Source organism: Spirochaetota bacterium, assembly GCA_026414805.1.
In the GTDB taxonomy this organism is placed as follows: domain Bacteria; phylum Spirochaetota; class UBA4802; order UBA4802; family UB4802; genus UBA4802.
Map to the genome: position 1 here is coordinate 1 of JAOAIH010000063.1, position 17,645 is coordinate 17,645.

Below are 17,645 nucleotides of genomic sequence, written 5' to 3' on the forward strand. Positions count from 1 at the left end.
GTTAGGGAAGACCTTTGCAGAACGATTAGCAAAATTCTTACGGTATGATGAAGTTTACCGCAAGAGGTATTCCATTGCTGGGTGGGTGTAAAGCTTATAAATAATAAAATAAACTTAAAGCAAATTGAATTCTTTTAGGATTGCATAAACCTTTTTATCCACAGTAGCTAATTTTCTAAAAGCTGCCAACGCATCATCTATTTTCTTTTCATTGGTCATTACTTTCTCTTCTATTGGCTTTATAAAACTTTTACGATCCCAGAATGCAAAACCCAATGTTGCCGAGGTGATAGCAATAAATATAGCTGTTAATATCCATAAAAAAGTAATTATCTGTTCAAAACGTTTATCTATTTGTTCAAAACGTTTATCTATTTGTTCAAAACGTTTATCTATTTCATTTACCTTTACTTCTACCCGTATTATCCGATCCCTATCCTCTAATGTGAAGGGTACTTCCTTTGAATACGTTGCATTTATGCTGAACACTATTGCCAGCATAAAAAATATTACATAATATCTTTTCATTATTACCTTTCCTACAAAATAAATATATTTTTATTTGGCTACACTGTCAATATTATTTTTTATTTATAGTTCTAGTAATTACAAAGGGCCGCCTTTTACAAGCAGCCCTTACCACATTAATAAATCAATTACCGATAACTATCGCCTCCCTGTAATAAGGTCATACAAGCGTGACAGCGAACATACATAGCCAAATTCATTGTCGTACCAGAAGTTGAGATCAACCATAGTATAATAGTTATCGCCGCGCTTTGTAGTCCTGTGGTGTGTAAACTCTGCATCATAAATGGTAGAATATGGACTACCAATTATATCAGAACTAACAAGCTGTTTTTCAGAGTAATACATGATATCAGGATTTTTTTCGGAATACTGTTTAAATATATTATGGATATAATTGTTGTCATAATCACCAAGCAATGAAACATCCAGTATAACTATTGATCCAGTATTTACCGGCACCCTAATTGAAGACGCCTGTGAACCAATTCCAAGCGTCTGTATTTCAGGTATTACTTCTATTACTGCTTTGGCAGCGCCGGTGCTTGTTGGTATCATATTGTTCAATATGCTGCGACGTTTGCGGGTATCCTTATCGCCATCCTTTGGCAGCACATCAAGAGTTGATTGTGAATTAGTTACAGCATGAACAGTGGTCAGTGCATATGAAATAAATTTATCGCCAAAATGATCAACCAGGGCTTTAATAGGTGGTGCGCAGCAGTTTGTGGTACATGATGCGTTTGAGATAATTGCATGCTTATTGCCATCATATTTATCAAAGTTAACGCCACCTACTAATGTGATCGAATCTTCCGGAATCTGTTTGCCTTTGTCTTTTACTTTGAACGGTGCTGTAAGAATAACCTTTTTTGCATGATTGAGATGCCCACGAAGCGAGTTTTCATCATTTCTTGTGGGGTCAAGCATCTTGCCCGTTGTGTCAAAAACAACATCAACACCATACTTATTCCATGGAATATTGCCAGGCACACGAAATTCAGGTTCATTAAGCCATATTAATTTTACACCATTGAGGTACAGATGCCCATCCTTAATTGCAACTGCATTTTTGCCATTAAATCCACCTATGAATGCATTGAATGTTCCATAGGTTGAATCATATTCAAAATATGTTGCCAGATCATCTAGTGATGTACCGGCTTTTCTTCCTGTGGCAATCACAATTTCCTTATGCTGCTTTTTTGCAGCATACAGCCACACTAAAAGCTTTCCGATTCTTCCAATTCCCATTACACCAATAGGTGCATCTGGTGATACTGCCATAATATCCTCCCTCTACTTAAATCGTGTTAACATATCAAGCAGGATCTAATTCCGTCCCCAGTATCTTTATATATATCATAAATTATTCTGTGTAGATATTTCATAATACCCTTTCTGCAAAATCTGCAGAGGGTATTTGCCAACATTTAGCTGTTATTTGCCTATTAAAAAACCATATATTAATTTTTCAAGCTTTTTATATATACCACTAACCTTACCGGTGAACTTTCCGTGTAGGATGGAATCCCAGGTATACATGACCGGTATTGCCATCTATTGTTATAAAATCACCCTCACGAATTATTATTTTACCACCCTGTTCACGATTTATCACTGCAATATTTTCATCTTCCATTATTTTCATAATGGAAAAATCACTGACTCCTGATTTTTCAAGCCTTCGCATTTGCAGCACCGCATGTGACGTCATACCCCCAACTGATGTTAAAATCCCGTCTGATTTCTGCAAGCCTATCACATCCTCAGGATTGGTTTCCGGTCGTATTAAAATTATCTTATCCTTGGGATAGCGCATGCGCATCATCTCAATGTGGTTTATATCAAACACTGCTCTTCCCGACACTGCTCCGCCCGAAGCAGCCAGCCCCTGCCCCAATAGGTACGGGGATAACTCTTGAGGTGATTCAACCAGCTCCTCTATATCAAACTTGTGTTTTGCCATACCGCGAATTTGCAAAATGTATAGCGTTTCATTTTCAAATGTAAACTCAACCTCGATATCATTATCCCAGCGTTTTCTAAGGCGCGTAACTGCATCCCGCAGTGTTGTAAAATGATTTGGGTATGCTTTTTCCATTGATGGATACAGTGCAAACCGTGCAAATTTTAATTTTTGCTGCTCACTAATGGGGAATACTTTAGCCACACCACTGACAATATCATGACCCTGTGCCCTTGTCTTATATTCACCCGCTATCTGTACATCTTCATATTCAACATACTGGCTATGGACAACACCGGTGATTGATGTTGGCGAAAGATTCCCAAATACCATACGCTGCACAATAACAGCCGTTCCCCAGTCATCGGATAAATTAATAAAGCGGCGATAGTTCTGTGCAATAGCCGAATCCCATGATTGATACACCGCCATGATAGCATAAAATAATTGTTCATAGGGATCTTTGGGCACTGAATAGCCCGCTTTGTTAATAGCATAGCGATATTTTCTTGTAAGAAACGACATCTGTTTGCCATTGAGCTTTTCTTTGAGGTCAACACCAGCCTCTTCCTTTGCCTGTGCCATGAGGTTTTCAAAGATATGACGGTCCATCCCATAAGCTGAAATTGCAAAATCATGAATCACACGCCGGTAACAATCCCAGGCAAACCACTCATCAAACTTCGCAAAATATTGCACAATATCATCGGTCATGCCTACATTGGTAATGGTATCCATAACACCCGGCATGGAGAACACCGCTCCACTGCGTACAGAAAGCAATACGGGATTGTCTGGATTTGCAAAACGGTAACCTGTAAATTCATCAATATATTTTTTCAACATATAGATGAGTTTTCGCTTAAACCGGGGATTGTTAATATTGCCATCCTTAATGCGCTTATATAACTCAGATGAAATTACAAGCCCTTCAGGAACATTAATTCCATCAATATTTGCTGCAATGATGAGCCCTTGTGCTTTAGCACCAACTTCCCACAATGGTGCAAATAGTTCTGTTTCGCTGTACTTCCCTTGATATTTACCAATAACATGGACAAGTTTTCCCTTTCTTTTGCGAATATCCACTTTATTAAGAATAATCACATTACCCATATACGAAANCTCATGAATCAGATTATCCTTAAGCTTGAGTAAAAGATTGTCCAAAAGCTGCAATAATGGTGATTGCATAACTCTGTTACGCAAGAATCTATCAACTATCACTTCAATACTTGCGGGCTGGTCGGGTGGAATAAAATCAGGTATAATATTCTCAATTCCAATATTTTTAATTGCTATGCGGCTTACTGATTTAAATGTATCATTAAACCTATCCGAAATTTCACCATGGATTACCAACAAGCTGGTAACAATATCACGGAATTGAGTCAAAGTAAGATTAGGCGCATCAAGCAGGCTTGCAACGGCCCTCATTTCATGATTTGCAAGCCCATCAATTTCAAACGATTTAATAAAAAGCTTAATCACCCGTTTGATTGCCTCATAATCAGTCTTCTGGTGAGGGTAAATAGTTATGTTTTCTATAATTTTTTCAAAAAGGAGCAGGCGCACAATATTGCAATGAAAGAATACTTTCAATGTATCAAATTTCTTTTCTTTATAGGAGCCATACATTGATGGTATGCCAAACGCAATATGTCGCTTAAATTCTATTGTGTCAACCGGTTCAAACACCTCTGGTGACAATAAAATATTCCATTTTAATGTATGCTGCAGCTCTAAAATTGCTTCAAGTGCATCAAAATCATCATTGCCTTCAAGCCGTGTGAAAAAGTTTTCTGGCGGGCTGAAAAGATTTTCTGTTGCATACTGATGCAGCTTTTCAATAGCCCGTATATCAGAAAAATTATATTTATCAAAAATCATTCTGTAGACATGGAGGAATGTGATAAACTTTTCTACGTTGACATTTGAAACATCAAGCTTCTGTACATTCTCAAACATCTTACGGAAATCATCATCAGGTATTTCATATAAAAAACGCCATATTTGTTTGCGTGAAGTATCTATATCAAACATTCCTGCAATATGGTGTAGCATCTTTGTCATTTCAGCAGGAAACTGCTTATCAAAATATTCTATTATGCAATTTAGTGCATCCTTCTTTTCGTCTTCGTCCAAGCCTTCAAATGTGTGACGTGCCACTGCATCCATGAAACGTTTCTTCCCAACTTTGTAAAAGAAATCCCAAAATTTTTCATTCACAAGCTCAGGGAAATAGTGGCGTATTTCCATATAAATTCGCCGCGCTACCGATTCGTTGTCCAGATTTATAAGCCTGAATGTGTGGTCTAAATTGTTGTAGACCTCCTGCGGCACCATACCTTTTAAAAGCTCCTTATCACCAGTTAGCCAAAAATCCATCACGCGCTGCAACAATACCACCGTACGGCTACTTGATTCCACATGAACCTGCTTACGTACAAAATGTATAAGGTCATTCATCTGGTGATTTGTATCGATACGCTCGGTAAATGCACGGATATTTCCAGTAGCACCAATATCATGGTAAAAGGCTGGAAACACTGCGGCCAATGAGATAATAAGGTAAAACACGTCTTTATAATTGCTGTTTAACAGCCGTGATATATCACGCTGAAACACATCAGTGTCTTTTAAAAACACACCACCCAACGTCAGGTTTGCAATTAGGCTTGCTGCTAACCGTTTCATATAAACAGGGTTAAGTTCAATGAGTTCAAGCCATGTGCGTATGTTGGCAAGGTGACTGGCATTGACCATCACCGACCAGTCCTGAGCAATACCAGTAAACTGTGGAAAACAGAATTTAGCATGAACCAGTATATCAACAAAAAGATTAATGATCTGCCTGTTATCCGACTCAACCACAGTTTTGCCAATGTTGAGTATTGTTGCAAATGCAGCGTTGTAATTGCCGCCTCGCTCTATTTCAGCTATAAGTACCGGCACAACCATCTGTACAACCTGGCGCAACAGCACAAACCGTTTTTGCTGTACCAGCACACCACACAGCGATGCAACACTGCGTGAAATATACAGCTGAAGGTTAGCATCCGTGCCTTCCTGTGATTTTTTAACCATAAATGTCAACAGTGCCAGCACAACATCATCATATTCAATGATATTCTGTGCAATACATTCTTTTGCTGTGATGCAGATCCTTTCCCATACTGTGGTATTGTGGTGGAATTCAACAAGCTCTTTTATTTCGGCAAGCAAAGTGCTCTTTCCCTTTTTGCTGTTTTTTAAAGTTTGTGCCCTTTTTAATTTAGTCTGGTACGCTTTTTGTGTAACTGATGTAACCAGTTGTTCAAGCTTTTGTATTTGCTCATGTTCAATATCCCACAGGTTTTGCAGTGAATAAACTTCTTCATCTTCAACAATGATACTCCGTTCAACGTACAGCGCAAATTGATTTATAATTATTTCAATGCACAGTTCAAATAGCTTATCATTTATTTTTTTCCTTTTAAGCGATAGCTCCAGCAATTGTAGTATTCTCAAATTCACATCCTCAAGAAAAAAACCATCGGCAGTATCTGCCATCAGTATCTGGCAAAAGTTCATTGCTTCACGGTCAAACATAGCAGTGATTGTTTCAAGAGAGCTATCGCCCTCTAATTCTTTTTTTATTAAAAACAGATAGCGGTCTAAAAATGTATCAGCAGCACGAATAGTTGAACCGCGTTTTCGAACAGTTGCTTCTTTAAGATAGTGAAACACTACAGGTAATACCTTGTCGCTATGAGGGACAATATCATACATGTAATCGTACAGATAGGCTCTAAGCTCCGTAACCATATACTTCCAGTCGATATTGGGATGTGTCATCTCTGCAACAAGGTTTTTTGCACGGTTTAAAGCACCAACCTTGTGCTCAACAGGAAGCAATATATTATTCACATCATAGATATCATAGTCCATGGCATTACCTTAACATTGATATTCAATTGAAGACAGTTAATGTACTACTGAAGATACAGCAATACCAGTGTTGATGTCAATTATTTTAAAATTTTACTTGACACACAATGAATATACTTAAATAATTATATCAAATGTAAAAATTAAAAGGATTCTACCAGTTCGGGTATTTCACATTATAGCAAGCATAGTGTGTTCTTTTAATAAGTTTGTTAGTAATGCAAATTGCTGATCATAACGGGCATTTGCAACCAGTTACTAACCCCATCTCACATTGCCTCGCATAATCTAATAAACAGCCATCGCATACACGCAAATGCTCGTGTGCTTAAATTAAGTGTAGTTATACGCAATGCTTTTGGCTGTTAAATCGTGATCAAAAGCTGAATCCCAATTGTACCGTGTCTTATCCTGAATTTATTTTCAGGATTAATTCATGGTCTGTAGTTTGCAACAATAGCTAAAAGAAAATTGCACATAACATTTACTTTTTAGTGGAGGTTCTTAATGAGAAATTTAACATTTATTCTTGGTATTGTGTTTGCTCTTTCAGCAATAATTCCAGCCTTTGCCCAGCAAAGTAACTTCATGATTTCGCCACCACCAATTCCATGGTTTGAATTCAAAGAAGGCCAAAAAGACCTGCGAGCAACTATAACCGGATTACATATGACAGGTGATGTTGATGATCCAAGCGGCAATATAACCGGCGATGTCAATGTATGGGGTGGCGGTGCCAGTGGTATTTACCGGTATGCCTTCAAAGATATCTTTGCATTTGACATTGGGTTGGCATTGATTGGTGCAGCTGGTGATGTTGGCAATGAAGTGGATATGAGTATGTGGTTGGCATCCATTCCACTGGATTTAGAGATACTACTTGTTAATAATGATCAAATTTCTGCAATCTTTTTTATTGGCTTTGGCTTTTCACGAAACTACATCGGAATTGATTCAAATGTCCCCGGCAATGAAGGAACAGTTGACATAACCACTACACTTAAGGGTCCGCAAGGTGGCTTGCAAGTAAGCTTTAAGCTGCAGGACTTTGCAATAAGTCCCTTTATCATGCTTACCAGGCAGGCAGGTGATGCAGATATTGAATATGACATTGGTGGTAATATTGGAGCGGTTTCAATGAGTGTTTCAACAACTACTGTCCGCTATATTGGATTTGATATTGTTTACGTGCCATTAGGGCTTTCGCTTAGCTCGCTGATGCAGCAAGCAAGCCAAAGCGGCAGCAATCAGGAATACAAAACCTATGTGATCAACATAGGCTACTGCACACAGCTGTGATTGTTGTGGATATTACTTTCATAATCTAACACAAGATTATGAAAGAACAATGTTATTAACAAAATTAAATCAAAGGAGGTTTGTATGAAGTACTCTGTTAAGGTTCTATTAGCTTTGCTTATCAGCGTTTGCATGGTTTCATGGTCATTTGCAGCGGGTGATTTACAAAACAGAACAAGAGATATTGGGCTTTTTGGCGGAGTGTTATTACCTAGTTCAGGTACAGTAAGTATTGATACTGATGCATGGAGCATTGATTGTGACACTGCAATGGGATTTGTCATCAAAGGTTATTTTGATCAGTTTCTAGCTCCAATGTTTGGAGTAGGTGTATATGGTCAGTATACTTCAACAGCAATATCACCAGAAAATACTGATTTAGAAGTAGATGCCGACATGTATGAATTTGGTATAACATTTAAACCAAAATTTGTAATCTCCCCTACTGCAGCAATTAAACCTGGTCTTGAAATTGGTTACAGAAAATTTAGTAGAGAATCGTTTGCTCCTGGTGATACTGATACAGATGGGGATGGTCTTGCTTTGAACATGTCTGCTGAAATTCAGTTTATGCTGGATAAGGGTTATACACTTGGGCTTATATTTGGATTCATAGCACAACCAACAGGAGGCACTAAAGACTCTGATGTAGCATGGGCTCCTATCTGGTATGTATCAGCAGGTATTGTATTTTAATACTCATTTTAAAAAAGCGCACCGCACAATGCGGTGCGCTTTTTTTTATACTTATACAACCTTCTTTTCAGCTTTGCTTCGTTTTACGGTAAATTGAATCTGGCCATTTTTATAATCAACCATCACTGTATCATCATCAATCACCTCACCGCTCAATATCTTGACCGACAGCGGATTGATAAGATGCCGTTGCAATGCTCGCTTAAGTGGACGCGCACCAAACTGTGGGTCAAATCCAACCTCAACAAGATAATCCAATGCTTTAGGGGTAAGCTCCAAACTTATGCCGCGCTCTTTTAACCGTTTACCCACTTCATTGAGCTGTATCATAATAATCTTGTTGATATGCTCGCGTGTAAGCGGGTTAAAAATTATGATGTCATCGACACGGTTCAAAAACTCTGGTTTAAAGTACTGCTTCAACTCCTGCTGCACACCTTTTACCCTCTGTTCATACGGGATTGACACATCAGAGATATACGCTGTACCAATATTTGACGTCATAATAATGAGCGTATTCTTAAAGTCAACTGTTCGGCCCTTTGAGTCGGTAAGTCTCCCTTCATCCAGTATCTGTAAAAAGATATTGAACACATCAGGGTGTGCCTTTTCAATCTCATCAAAGAGCACCACAGAGTATGGCCTTCGGCGTATAGCTTCGGTTAGCTGCCCACCTTCTTCGTAGCCTACATATCCGGGTGGTGCACCAATAAGTCGCGCCACTGCGTGCTTTTCCATGTATTCGGACATGTCAATACGCACTATGGCTTTTTCATCATTAAATAAAAACTCAGCCACCGCTTTGGCAGTTTCAGTTTTACCCACACCGGTAGGCCCCAAGAATATAAACGAACCAATTGGCCTGTTTGGATCCTGCAATCCTGATCGTGAACGGCGCACTGCATCCGATATAGCCTGTATTGCCTGCTCCTGGCCCACTACGCGCTTTTCAATAATTGTTTCCATTTTAAGCAGCTTTTCCTTTTCGCCTTCAAGCATCTTGCTTACCGGTATCCCAGTCCAGCGTGATACAACAGCGGCTATCTCCTGCTCGGTTACCTCCTCTTTCAGGAGCTTTCGCTCTTTTTGAATCTGTGCTAATTTTTCGTTGAGCGCTTTAAGCTTCTTTTCTTGCTCTATAATTTTGCCATACCGTATTTCAGCCACTAAGTTAAGATTGCCTTCACGTTCAGCCTTTTGCTCCTGCGCTCTCAGGTTTTCAATTTCTTCTTTGATTTTGCGTATTTCAAGGATGATGTTCTTTTCATTTTGCCACTGTACTGAAAGCTCCTTCTTCTTTTCGTTGAGATTAGCCAGGTCTTCCTCAATTTTTGCCAGCCGCTCCATTGAGGCTTTGTCCTTTTCCTTTTTTACTGCCTCGCGCTCAATGGTAAGCTGTCGTATCTTCCGTTCTATCTCATCAAGCTCAATTGGCATTGAGTCAATTTCCATCTTTATGAGCGATGCTGCCTCATCAATAAGGTCCACTGCTTTGTCGGGTAAAAAGCGGTCGGTGATGTAGCGGTGTGACAATACCGCTGCAGCAACTACTGCCGAGTCAGAAATGCGCACACCGTGGTGCACCTCATAGCGCTCTTTAAGTCCACGCAATATGGCGATAGTATCTTCTACCGTAGGCTCTCCAACATACACAGGTTGGAATCGGCGCTCCAGTGCCTTGTCTTTTTCAATATATTTCTGGTATTCGTTGAGAGTGGTTGCACCTATACACCTTAGCTCACCGCGAGCAAGTGCAGGTTTCAACATATTTGAAGCATCCACCGCACCTTCGGCTGCACCTGCACCAACCAGCACATGGAGCTCATCTATAAAGAGCACTACATCGCCTTGGGACTCCTCAACCTCTTGAATGACTGCTTTTAAGCGCTCTTCAAACTCACCGCGGTATTTTGCACCAGCAATAAGAGCCCCCATATCAAGCGTAACCACACGTTTGTTTTTCAGGCTTTCAGGCACATCACCTGCAACAATTCGCTGCGCCAACCCTTCTACAATAGCAGTTTTACCTACACCTGGTTCGCCAATGAGCACAGGGTTGTTCTTTGTTCTGCGCGATAGCACCTGCATCACACGGCGAATTTCTTCATCCCTGCCAATAACAGGGTCAAGCTTGTTGGCCCGTGCTAATGTAGTCAAATCTCTACCATAGCGCTCCAGCGCATTATACTTGTCTTCGGCGCTCTCATCGGTGACGCGTTTGTTGCCGCGTATATCTGCAAGCACACGCAGAATATTTTCTTTGGTAAAACCATGAGAATTTAATATATCACGAGCTTTATTCCTGCCAGTTGTGGCAAGCCCCAGTATAAGGTGCTCGGTGCTCAAATATTCATCTTTCAATGCAACTGCTTCATTCCACGCATTGTTCAACACATCACGCAAACCACTCGACATAACACCGCCGCCAGGGCCTGCACCATACTGCTTTGGCAATGACTGCAGGGCAATAGCCAACTCATGTTTTATATCTTCAACGCTTGCACCAAGTTTTTGAGCTATCGGCCTGAAAATGCCATCATCTTGATTAACAAGTGCATACAATAAATGCTCAGGCTGAATTTCAGGGTGATTGTACTGCGTTGCAATATTTTGTGCTTCATATAACGCATTCTGCGACTTTAACGTCAGCTTATCCATGCGCATACATTCATCCTCCATAGATAAAAAATAATCACTTCATGGGGAGTGCTAATGCGGGAACCTATAACAGAAAGGAATACACAATTCCTCACCGTCTTTGGCGGCAAGGTTTTTATTTTACTATTTTTTATTAATATACTCAATTTTTTTCCAATCGTCAAGCATTATTTATTCCGTATATCTTCCTGACTGCCACTTTCAATAATCTTTTTCACAACAGCAGGCACAAACCACACAGGAGGATTAAACAACCCTTTCTTAAAGCCCTTATGCTCAATAATATCTTTGAGTGTCATTTTAAGCATTGAGGGTATGTGACTGCCCGGCACACCTGTAACTGCAACCGGCAGCAAACCAACACCATACGGTGCATTGACATCCTGCTGTGGTGAAATGCCAATGTACATTCGTATATTTTGATTTTGCTTACAGTAGCCAAGCACCCTGGAATCAGCAATTGGAAGCCACAGCGAATATCCACCATCAGACAAAAGTACCCGTGCAATCGTCTTCCCCTGCACCATATTGGCGCCAGCAATCATTTCGAATATATCAACAATATTGTTTTGTAACGGTTCGCTGTTCAGAATTTTTATTGACGATAGTTTTGGGTATATGGCCGATAGCTCATAGCAGTTAGATTCCTTCCCTCCAAAGATCTCAGCCACAAAGGGCTTTGCTGCTTTTGTCTTGGTGGTTACACCGTTTTTCCAGCGCTCACCCGCATCGCCGTGGAATATCCTGCCTGCTTCCCAGAACACATCAACAGGCGTCCCACTTACATCATACATCCGCTGATGGTAGGTGACATCGTAGTAGCTGTCGGCAATATTTGTTAACGCAACACGATCACTATGTACCAGTGAACCAGTGCCAATAGCAACGATGTTCACATTATTTTTTTTCAAGATAAAACGCAGCGATCGTGATTGGTTGTAGTCACATGATGAAGCAGCGATGATCACACAGATTTTTTTTGCATCTTTACGCCAGGGTAATCCCTTTGCAATATAGTTTAACTGTGGTGTAATGGATTTCACAATTCCTTTTGCAAGCGATAGCTCCTGTAAGACATCATCCAGTGTGGTAGCGCTGGTGATTGCCTGCACACCAAGCTTCTTTGACTGTGCAATCATTGGCACCACATAAACGCGCATATCAAACCAGTTGTCGCTTACGCTATCGCACAATGCAATGATGCCGCGCTTTATATCCTTCCACTCTGGCTTTGCACTGTACGAATTATCCACAAGAAATGCTATATCGTATGCGCCTTTTAGCAATGCAAGTGTACTATCGGGATAATTGAGATAGAGCGAACGCATTTCCATTTGTGCTAGCTCAAACAATGTGTCGGCGTATTCAGTGCAACGGGACGCTATCTTTTGTGTGGCAACATCGTACACAATGCTTTTGACTGCAAAGCCTTTTTTACTTTTTGTAAGTGTACCAAGCTGAATGCGGTCAACATAGCGAGTTTTGCCCAGAATATCAAGCTTGTAGCTTTCCACCACTCCCTGCGGGTCAATGGAAAATTCCTGCAAGTCTTTTTCAAGAAGATCATGTGAATACACTGCAATGCCTTTCTGTATGTACATCGCCAGTGCTACAAGTTTGGCATATTCAGCGCCAAGGGTTTCATCATAGGAGCTATCGGCACTTTCCACTTTATAGGGAAGCACCGCGGTGTCAGCAAACAAGAGTGAAGAAAAAAATAAAAAAAGAATGAATGACAGAAAATAACATGTTTTTTTCATAATTTATTTTATTATACTTAATCTTATGAGTTTTAATTTATCATCATCATGGAATCGAGATAATAATTGTACTGTATCATTTCACACGGTCAACTATTATTCATATATATGTGACAATCAGTGAACATTATTAAAAATTAGTTTTCAGAAGTTCCCTTATACATTAATTGATAAAAGCATAGCAGCGTTTTTGTAAAACAACAAATCTTCCAGTACCCTGTGGCCTCTGCAGGCTAATGTTACAGTCTTCATTGCTGGTGGCCTGTACCCAAACGGCCAGCCTGATGCGTACATCACACGTTCTGCACCAAATGCGTTTATGAGTTTGCGTATTATCCATGACGAGTGAAAACTTGCAGCTTCATCAAGTGATAGCTACATATTTTCAAGTGTTGCGCTTCCATTCCGTGCACGCTCTGCTTTAGTAACCTAATGACCAAACAGTATATACGGAATAAAATCCAGACCATACGTTCTATTAAGACCAGCCTCACTGACACTTACCAGATCAATTGCATTTTCCTTTTTTACACCCGTTTTATCAATCAGTTCACCATCATCAAATTCCAGTATATTTCCTAAATGGCTGTGTACCTCTATAATCATAGCCGGCCAACTACTAATATTTCTTTTTAAAAAACATGATTAACACAAACCCTGCAATAAACCCCCCTATGTGAGCCGACCATGCTACATCAGTCATTCCTAACTTTTCGCCATACAGGTTAGACACCTGCATAACAAACCACACAAAGATAAAAAACCATGCTGGCAGTCGCAGTATAAAAAACATAAACCACACTTTTATGCGTGCAGCTGGAAACAGCACAACATATCCACCCAAAAGCCCTGACACTGCACCAGATGCACCAATGATGGGTGTACACTCATTATAATGAAACAGGTAAAATGTTAACGCCGCAGCAAGACCGCACAATAAATAAAATGCATAAAATTGAATAACGCCCAATACATCTTCAACATTGTTTCCAAAAATCCATAAAAAAAGCATATTGGATGCCACATGAATAATATTGACATGCAAAAACATGTGGCTAATAAACGGAACATAATGATTATAATTTGAAATATCTATCTTGTTTATGTTGCAGGGAACAAGTGCATACGTTTGGATTAAATTTTCAAAACCAGGCTGACCATATATTTCCAAATAGTATATAATACAATTTACCACAATGAGCATTACAGTAAAAAAAGGAAAAGAACGTGTTGGATTTTCATCTGAATAAGGTAGAAACATATTATAGTGACGTCCCGTTATAAATATATTTTCGCTTTTCAAAATCTTTTTGGGTTTTACCTGGCATTATATAACAACACCCCCCCACCGTTATGCCATCAGGAATAATGCAGTTTTTACCCACTAGTGTGATGCTGTTATAAAGTACCTTTGGATAATCACTGTTTTTCATGCCTTCTTCGGTTGTGCCAATTTTACATCCATTGCCAATGGTAAGCGGTGTTTCATCAAAGGGCTGAACAGTTCGTTCATCAATGATAGTGCGCATAATGCGAGCTTTTGAGCCAATCTTATTATACGGTAAAATAATAGAATCACGTATCACTGCACCTTGGGCAATTTCAACACCTGGAAAAATAATTGAATTTATAACTTCACCATTAATATAACAGCTATCGGACAAAAATGATTGCACCACCTTTGCATGCGGGCCAAGCATTGAATAGCGGTACAACTGTATTTTTGAATGTATATGCCCATTGAATACATGCTTTGCATACTCAGGATTATTTATGACATCAAAGTTATAATTATAATAGTCAACTACAGTGCTCAAAGGCCAGTACAAACATGAAAACTCAAACTTTTGCACTCCTTCATTCACCATCATGTTGATGATCATTTCAAAAATATTTGGCGATGTATGTTCATGCTTCAAAGCCTGCCGTATTGTTGCAAGTAAAGCTTTTTTTGTTGTAACAAGTATGCGGTGTGCCATCCGTGCCTTTTGCTCAAAGTGCAATTTAAAAAGCGCAGCAGGTTTTTTTAATTTAACAAACCGTTCAATCAAATGTGAAAAATTTATAATGCCAGGATTGTCACCATTGTATATTATAAAATATGCAGTATCACTGTCACGCACCAGTGAATAACAAAAATCAATACTGTTAAATTCATTCACTACTACTTTTAGTTTTGATTCATCAATATCAAAATGTGTAACGTATGATGGCAAATCATCATTGTGATTGCTGTAAATAATAGTGTGGGCATCAACCTCTTTTGCATTTCCAATTATAAAATCAACAATACGGAATCTACCCGCAAAGGGCAACATGTATTTTGATCTGTTAAGAGTAAGTGAAAGCAAATTTACAGAAGCTGTATCGGGATATGAGATAATCGTTGCATCCATTGGCACTTACATGGCTCTCCTGAAAATTGAATTTCTTCAACGCTATTGCTGACTTGACTTAGAATCCCCTTCATCATCGTAACAAACTTAAATTAAAAACTTTGCGTTTGTTGATATTACACCAAGTTCACGATGTCATTCTGAAACAAATTCAGGATGACCATTTGACTTTTCTTCTGTAAAGAAAAAAATAAAAAATATTTACTTTTATTCACAGCTAATAATAGTATGCATTATAATCGTACTACTTAGTAAAGAACAATGGTACCAAAAAAAGTTACACTGACAATATTACCACACAATCACACAGTTACTGTTAAAGAAGGCAGTACCATTGCAGATGCATTGCTTGAGTACGGTATACTAATACACACGCCCTGCGGTGGTAAAGGATTTTGTAAAAAATGTGTAGTGCAGGCAACTGGTGAACTTTCGGATCCTGACAATTTTGAAAAAGATCTGGGCGATAGTTCCCTTAGACTAGCATGCCGCACTACACTGCGTGGCAATGCTACAGTCTTTGCCCAAAGCATCCGTGAATATATACACTACCCTGAGCTTGATCCCACTCACTCATATGGCGTTGCTATTGACGTAGGTACAACAACATTACAAATAGCATTTGTGGACATTACTACAAATGTTGTACTACCAGAAATTACACTTCTGAATCCTCAACGCCGATTTGGCCATGATGTTATTACACGTATTAGCCATGCTCACAATGCTGACACTGCACACATGCTCTCACAACTACTTTTAGAAGCCATCATAACAGTCATCACAACAGCATGTAACCTTTCGCATGCACAAACAACTATTGTGCAGACAATTGCTGCATCTGGAAATACTGTTATGAGCTACTCACTGCTTGGCATTGATATCACACCATTAGGGACCCATCCTTACAGTGCTTCAATAACAACCTTTGATGAATACCGGAGCTATCGCCCTATAAAAAATATTTTTCCTTCCGCTTGTCTTGTGGTGTTACCAGTTGTGAGTGCATTTTTAGGCGGGGATTTTTTAGGCAGCATTGGTATATTGCCACAACAAAAAGGCAACAGCTTCTTTTTTGATATTGGCACAAATGGTGAAATGGCAATAATAAAAAAAGATGGCAGCATTGTTGCAACATCATGCGCAATGGGACCTGCACTTGAAGGTATGAACATATCCAGCGGTATGACTGCAACGGAAGGTGCAATTACACATTTTAATATGATAGACGGCAGGCTGCATTATTCATCAATAGGTACCCCGTCAGGCATAAGTGGAACAGCACTTGTTGATATCATTGCTATACTTCTGGATACCGGAGTGATTGATACACGCGGTGCCATCAAAAACGAAATTCCTTCACAACTTATACATCAGATAGCAATAGAAGATAATAATGGTGTTAAAGTACTGAACATTATTAACACTGTTACACTATCGCAATTAGATATTCGTAATGTACAATTGGCTAAAGGTGCAAGCTTGGCTGCCTCACGTATTCTGCTTAAAGAATCAGGATTATCAGAAGATGATATTGACAATGTGTATATTGCTGGAGCGTTTGGGAAGAATGTAAATATTGAAAACTTGATACGACTGAAATTTTTGCCACAGTTTCCTAATGCACACTATGAAGCAGTGGGCAATACATCACTTTTGGCAACCATTGAGGCAATACGTAACAAAGATTTTATACAAAGACTTAACAAAATTAAAAACACAATACATGCAATTGATCTATCGATGCATAAAGAATTTAATGATATATATCTTCAATCACTTGAATTTTAAAATATAAAAGTAGTACTGATACCTGTTATGTTTCCAGTTATAGGTGTGACAACCAGTTCTTTATCTTTTTTCCTGTGCATATATGGAACACCATACCCGGCAGATGCGCCAATAAGTGCACCTGCAATAATATCTGAAGGATAATGTTTACCTGCCTTATACCTGAAATACCCTGTAGCTGTTGCCAGACCTAGTGAACCAATCCATACGGGCATTTTCCATTTTGAATTGGGATAATAATCCGAAAATACTGTAGCAAAGAATACTGCGCTAAAAAAAGCTGTGTTGGTATGGCCCGATGGGAACGAACGTATTGCATCCCGTGTCATTTTAGTATCGTCATTAACATATTTATTATATACATACGGACGTGGTCTTTCTGTTATTGACTTCAAACAACCTGTTATTCCATTGGCAATTAAGTATGTTTCAATATACATAACTGAAACAGTTGCAATATCACTACGCACAAAATCAGAAAAAAGTAACGACAGTGGCATTATAAAAGCAAAATCTCGCGTTACATCACTCATTGTATCATATCTGGAAGACCAGTTATATGTAGCAGGTCTGTCAAACCAGTTTACATCATCTCGAGACATTGAATGTATTTCATCT

At 39.2% G+C, this 17,645-nt stretch carries 13 protein-coding genes; 3 read left to right on the forward strand and 10 right to left on the reverse strand.

The annotated features are described in order from the left end of the window. Positions 1-114: 114 nt before the first annotated feature. The 3 genes from N3F66_11890 to N3F66_11900 all read right to left on the reverse strand — a co-directional run bounded on the left by N3F66_11890 (position 115) and on the right by N3F66_11900 (position 6,427). The gene (locus N3F66_11890; GenBank protein MCX8124844.1) at positions 115-528 is read right to left on the reverse strand and encodes a hypothetical protein; all 414 of its coding nucleotides are present in this window, start codon (positions 526-528) and stop codon (positions 115-117) included. A 138-nt stretch (positions 529-666) separates the two neighbouring features. Next, the gene (locus N3F66_11895; GenBank protein MCX8124845.1) at positions 667-1,815 is read right to left on the reverse strand and encodes a glyceraldehyde-3-phosphate dehydrogenase; all 1,149 of its coding nucleotides are present in this window, start codon (positions 1,813-1,815) and stop codon (positions 667-669) included. Positions 1,816-2,029: 214 nt separating this feature from the next. Continuing rightward, positions 2,030-6,427: a PEP-utilizing enzyme gene (locus N3F66_11900; GenBank protein ID MCX8124846.1), complete on the reverse strand. Its 4,398-nt coding sequence runs from the start codon at positions 6,425-6,427 to the stop codon at positions 2,030-2,032. Between the two features lie 507 nt (positions 6,428-6,934). Here N3F66_11900 and N3F66_11905 point away from each other — a divergent pair. Further along, entirely contained in the window at positions 6,935-7,726 is a 792-nt protein-coding gene (locus N3F66_11905; protein ID MCX8124847.1) for a hypothetical protein, read from the forward strand. An 84-nt stretch (positions 7,727-7,810) separates the two neighbouring features. Continuing rightward, positions 7,811-8,422 carry a hypothetical protein gene (locus N3F66_11910; protein ID MCX8124848.1) on the forward strand — a complete coding sequence of 204 codons (612 nt, stop codon included), beginning with the start codon at positions 7,811-7,813 and terminating at the stop codon, positions 8,420-8,422. Between the two features lie 51 nt (positions 8,423-8,473). Here N3F66_11910 and clpB read toward each other — a convergent pair whose 3' ends face one another. From clpB to N3F66_11940, 6 genes are all read right to left on the reverse strand, one after another. Next, positions 8,474-11,086: an ATP-dependent chaperone ClpB gene (gene clpB, locus N3F66_11915; protein MCX8124849.1), complete on the reverse strand. Its 2,613-nt coding sequence runs from the start codon at positions 11,084-11,086 to the stop codon at positions 8,474-8,476. Between the two features lie 161 nt (positions 11,087-11,247). Then, positions 11,248-12,840 carry a VWA domain-containing protein gene (locus tag N3F66_11920; protein MCX8124850.1) on the reverse strand — a complete coding sequence of 531 codons (1,593 nt, stop codon included), beginning with the start codon at positions 12,838-12,840 and terminating at the stop codon, positions 11,248-11,250. Positions 12,841-12,996: 156 nt separating this feature from the next. Further along, the gene (locus tag N3F66_11925; GenBank protein MCX8124851.1) at positions 12,997-13,134 is read right to left on the reverse strand and encodes a hypothetical protein; all 138 of its coding nucleotides are present in this window, start codon (positions 13,132-13,134) and stop codon (positions 12,997-12,999) included. A 135-nt stretch (positions 13,135-13,269) separates the two neighbouring features. After that, positions 13,270-13,446: a hypothetical protein gene (locus N3F66_11930; protein ID MCX8124852.1), complete on the reverse strand. Its 177-nt coding sequence runs from the start codon at positions 13,444-13,446 to the stop codon at positions 13,270-13,272. A 13-nt stretch (positions 13,447-13,459) separates the two neighbouring features. Next, on the reverse strand, positions 13,460-14,101 hold the full coding sequence (locus N3F66_11935) for a rhomboid family intramembrane serine protease (protein ID MCX8124853.1): 642 nt from the start codon (positions 14,099-14,101) through the stop codon (positions 13,460-13,462). Between the two features lies 1 nt (position 14,102). Next, positions 14,103-15,242: a hypothetical protein gene (locus N3F66_11940; protein MCX8124854.1), complete on the reverse strand. Its 1,140-nt coding sequence runs from the start codon at positions 15,240-15,242 to the stop codon at positions 14,103-14,105. A gap of 255 nt (positions 15,243-15,497) precedes the next feature. Here N3F66_11940 and N3F66_11945 point away from each other — a divergent pair, with 255 nt between their 5' ends. Continuing rightward, on the forward strand, positions 15,498-17,027 hold the full coding sequence (locus N3F66_11945; protein ID MCX8124855.1) for an ASKHA domain-containing protein: 1,530 nt from the start codon (positions 15,498-15,500) through the stop codon (positions 17,025-17,027). On the opposite strand, the gene N3F66_11950 is transcribed toward N3F66_11945, so the two are convergent. Continuing rightward, on the reverse strand, positions 17,024-17,645 hold a 622-nt coding region (locus tag N3F66_11950), incomplete at its 5' end, for a phosphatase PAP2 family protein (GenBank protein ID MCX8124856.1). The two genes, N3F66_11945 and N3F66_11950, sit on opposite strands and share 4 nt — an antisense overlap.

Bases quoted from the DNA above. Each gene is read 5' to 3' on its own strand.
- N3F66_11890 (MCX8124844.1), bottom strand. From the start codon at position 528: ATGAAAAGATATTATGTAATATTTTTTATGCTGGCAATAGTGTTCAGC.
- N3F66_11895 (MCX8124845.1), bottom strand. From the start codon at position 1,815: ATGGCAGTATCACCAGATGCACCTATTGGTGTAATGGGAATTGGAAGA.
- N3F66_11905 (MCX8124847.1), top strand. From the start codon at position 6,935: ATGAGAAATTTAACATTTATTCTTGGTATTGTGTTTGCTCTTTCAGCA.
- N3F66_11910 (MCX8124848.1), top strand. From the start codon at position 7,811: ATGAAGTACTCTGTTAAGGTTCTATTAGCTTTGCTTATCAGCGTTTGC.
- clpB (MCX8124849.1), bottom strand. From the start codon at position 11,086: ATGCGCATGGATAAGCTGACGTTAAAGTCGCAGAATGCGTTATATGAA.
- N3F66_11920 (MCX8124850.1), bottom strand. From the start codon at position 12,840: ATGAAAAAAACATGTTATTTTCTGTCATTCATTCTTTTTTTATTTTTT.
- N3F66_11925 (MCX8124851.1), bottom strand. From the start codon at position 13,134: ATGTACGCATCAGGCTGGCCGTTTGGGTACAGGCCACCAGCAATGAAG.
- N3F66_11930 (MCX8124852.1), bottom strand. From the start codon at position 13,446: ATGATTATAGAGGTACACAGCCATTTAGGAAATATACTGGAATTTGAT.
- N3F66_11935 (MCX8124853.1), bottom strand. From the start codon at position 14,101: ATGTTTCTACCTTATTCAGATGAAAATCCAACACGTTCTTTTCCTTTT.
- N3F66_11945 (MCX8124855.1), top strand. From the start codon at position 15,498: ATGGTACCAAAAAAAGTTACACTGACAATATTACCACACAATCACACA.